This is a genomic window from Hymenobacter agri, assembly GCF_054778495.1.
Map to the genome: position 1 here is coordinate 1 of NZ_BAAGZM010000464.1, position 3,515 is coordinate 3,515.

A 3,515-nucleotide genomic window follows, 5' to 3' on the forward strand; every position below is an offset into this window, starting at 1 on the left:
CGGCGGCCAGCGCCGGCCCGGCAGCGGTCCATAGCTCAGCGTAGAGGGTCGCGTGGGCGGTTTCCGTCAACTGGCTTTGCAGGGCCAGGGCGGCCGCGTTGGCGTAGAGACGCTCGCCGGCGGGGCTGAAGCGCAGAATTGGATTGGGGGTTTCCTCGGGCACCCGGGCGAGGGCGCGCAGGGCCTCCAGCTGGGCGAGGGCTTCGGCTAAAGTGGTAGGGGCAGAATGGGCAGGTAAGGCGGGCATGAAAACAAGTGAAAGCAGTAGAACCTACAAGTTGGCCCCGCCGGCCGAAACGGCCCGGGCCCGCCGCGCCAAAGGCAGCATTTGCTGTACCAACCGCTGCGTCGGCTGGCCGAAGGTATTGGCGCTAAATCCGACCCGGAAAGTAGTTAGTTGCTGCCGGTTTGAATAAATTCAAGGTTAGTGTGAACGATGTGTAGACGCAATATTTTGCGTCTCGTCGGCCGCGCCGTTGAGGTTTCGTCCAGTTGTTGTCGTTCGGCCAGTATCGTTCAACGACGAGACGCAAAATGTTGCGTCTCTACATCGACTAGCGCGCCAAACCGCAACAATAGGAGAGATACTCAACGGCCGCCGTTTCCGGGACGAGCGGGGCCAGCGGCGTTGCGTTCATTTAGGAATCCGGTCGATTCATCCACGAATCGGCAGGCTTAAGCGAAGCCGCGACAGGGGGCCTTGGGTGCAAGTCTACATTTGTATCGTTCAATCACCGCAACGCCAATCACCACCTAACTCGCTCACTGTTATGCGCTCTGCTCTCCTCTTTGCTGCCGTATTGTTCACCTGCACCTTCGGCCTGAACCCGGCCCAGGCCCGCGTTGCATCGGCCGCAGCCGGCCACGAAACCACGGGCGGCAGCGAAACGCCCGGCGTGAGCAAGGCGTCGGAAAAAACGGTGCTCACCGGCAAAATCACCAATGCCGCTGGCGTGCTGCCCGGGGCTGTCATCATTCTCACCGCCACCAAACAAATGGCCGTGACCAACGCCGAGGGGATTTTCGAACTGGTAGTGCCGGCCAATAGCGGCCCCCTCGACGCCCGGGTGACCTACGGCGGCTATGACGATGAGAAGATGGTACTCAACTCGGCCGCGGCCGAATCGACGGTGAGCCTGACCAACGCCCACGTGGTGGTGGTGGCCCGCAGCCAGCGGCTCGAGCGCTACCTCAAAACGGCCCACAAGCAAATCAAGCGCGAGCTGAAGCAAATCCGTAAGTAAGCACCAGCCCAATAAGCAGAAACGCCCGGCCAAGCATTGCGCTTCGCCGGGCGTTCTGTTTGAGAAGCGGCTGACTATTTGCCCGCCGGGTACCAGTTGCGCAGGCGCACGTCGATTTTCTTGTTGCCCGCGTTCACCTGCTTTTTAAAGCTTTCCACATCGCTCAAACCGTTCTGGCCGCGGTAGTGGTAGGGATACACAATGGCCGGCTTGAAGGCCAGTACGCCCTGCGCGGCCTGGTTCACGTCCATGGTGTAGGGCAGGTTCATGCACACGAAGGCTACGTCGATGTTCTTCAGGGCGCGCATTTCGGGCGTGTCTTCGGTGTCGCCCGAGAGGTACACGCGCTTGTTGCCCAAGCCCAGCACGTAGCCGTTGCCGCGGCCCTTGGGGTGCATGGCGTCGGGCGCTTCGGGCAGGTTATACATCGGAATGGCCATCACGCTCATGCCCAGCGTGTCGAGCTTCTGCCCGTTGCGAAGAATGCGCACGTGGGCTTTGTACTCGGCCGGCAACTTCTCGGCCACGGCTTGGGGCACTATCATCAGGGCCTTGCTCACGGGCAGGCCGGCCAGCGTGGCGGGGTCGAGGTGGTCGGGGTGAATGTCGGTGATGAGCACCACGTCGGGCGCGGCCAGGCCAGTGTAGGCGGCGGCCCCGCCGTAGGGGTCCACGTAAATGGTTTTGCCGCTCCAACTCAGCACCACGCTGCCGTGCGTGATGGGCTGCACCGTGAGCGGGCCTTTGCTGGTGGCAATCTGGTCGGCGGCGGCGCGCGGGGCGGCCGGCGTCTGAGCTTTGGTAGTGAGCGTGAAAGCGGCCAGCGCGGCCGTGAGGAGCATCGATTTCATGAGGTGTTGAGTAGGTATTGAATGTAATTGGCGCAGTATTACGGCGGTTCTGGCGTTGCCGCCGAAAGCACCTGGCCGAAGCGACCTCTTAACCCGGCAGCTCTAGTACAGGTTTTAGCTGCGCATCGGCAGCTGCATCAGCACTTGCTGCACCCATTCGCTTTGGGAGAAAGAGCATGCGCCCCGCGAGCCCACAAAAAAAGCCCGGTACCTCACGGCACCGGGCTGGAAGAAATGGGAAAGGAAAAACGGTTAAGCAGCGGCTTTTTCGCCGTTCTCGCGGTCGTCGATGGCTTTGCGCAGCTTGGCAATGGCCTGCAGCGCGCGCTCCTCGTCGAGGCGGTTGATGTTGAGAAGCATCTTGGTCTTCTCGGGGCGCGTGATAACCGGGTGGTTCAGCAGGCGGATGATTTCCTCCTTCTGCGAAGCCGTGGCGTAATGCACCGGGGCAATTGTAGCGGCCTCCGTAGCAGCGGCCGGCGTCTCGGCGGGCACTACCTGCATGGCGGGCACGGGCTGGGCCGCTACCGGAGCCGGGGCGGCTACGGCCACCGTATTGGTGTTGTAGTCCATTTCCTCGGCGGGCGTGGGCTCGTAGCCGGCCGCGCGGATAATCCAAGCCAAGATGTTGCGGTAGGCCTTGCCCACGGCGCGGGTCTGCGCCATGCTCATGATGGCAAATTCCTGGTAGAATTTCTTGCCGCTCTCCTTGTTCGAGCACACGGCGAAACCGGCGCCCACCGTCACGCCGTGGCGGATGTCGAACAGCGTCACCTTGGCCTGATACTTCAGCTCCTCGGGGCTGCCCACGTTGATGACGTGCTCCACGATGGGCACGATGCCGAGGCGCGAGCCGGCATACTGCCAGCCCTCCACGTTCACAAACTCCTTGCCCTGCACAGTCGTGCTAAGCTTGTTGTCTTTAATGAACTTGGCCAGGTCCTTTGCCAAGTCCAGCGTCTCGTCGGAACGCGCGATGTCGAAGCTTTCGACTTTAGCCTTCTTGGTAACTTCTTTGGTGGTTTTGGTGGCCTCGTTCATGGCTTTGTTCTTTAGTAATGTGTCCAACTGATGTTCGAGTGTATAACCTAAAGATAGAAAGAAACGTGCCAGAATTGCCAAAAATATTGGTAAATTTTATCTTTGATAGTCAAGATATTGAGTGAATAAATAAAATTAGTGTTCGCTAATGCTATTAGGTTGGGTGGGGAAAGGCGGCCGCTGGGTGCGGGGAGCCGGGGAAGAACCAGTTTTCAGCCAGCGAAAACACCCGATAAGTAAACACATTTTCAGGATTTTTTAGTCCCGGAAACAACCTTTTCGGTGGTCGGTCCGAGTAGTCAGCACAACCGCTTCCCGCGGCCGGCCGAACGGAGCTCCAGCCGGCCGCGCTGCTCCTCCGCCAGCGCGAGCGGCTGCG

The 3,515-nt window shown here is 60.3% G+C and carries 4 protein-coding genes; 1 reads left to right on the forward strand and 3 read right to left on the reverse strand.

Going from position 1 to position 3,515, the window contains the following annotated elements; translation table 11 throughout:
- Nucleotides 1-247, reverse strand: a 247-nt coding sequence (locus ACYVDE_RS17695) for a hypothetical protein (RefSeq protein WP_460502877.1), incomplete at its 3' end; no start/stop codon positions are given.
- 523 nt (nt 248-770) lie between these two features.
- On the opposite strand from ACYVDE_RS17695, the gene ACYVDE_RS17700 reads away from it, so the two are divergent.
- Complete coding sequence (locus tag ACYVDE_RS17700; protein ID WP_460502878.1) at nt 771-1,244, forward strand: peptidase associated/transthyretin-like domain-containing protein; 474 nt, start codon at nt 771-773, stop codon at nt 1,242-1,244.
- A gap of 74 nt (nt 1,245-1,318) precedes the next feature.
- Here the strand turns inward: ACYVDE_RS17700 and ACYVDE_RS17705 are convergent, their stop codons facing one another.
- Nucleotides 1,319-2,086, reverse strand: coding sequence for an MBL fold metallo-hydrolase (locus ACYVDE_RS17705; protein ID WP_460502879.1), 768 nt, complete (start codon nt 2,084-2,086; stop codon nt 1,319-1,321).
- 261 nt (nt 2,087-2,347) lie between these two features.
- Nucleotides 2,348-3,136: a hypothetical protein gene (locus ACYVDE_RS17710; RefSeq protein ID WP_460502880.1), complete on the reverse strand. Its 789-nt coding sequence runs from the start codon at nt 3,134-3,136 to the stop codon at nt 2,348-2,350.
- Nucleotides 3,137-3,515 lie beyond the last annotated feature (379 nt).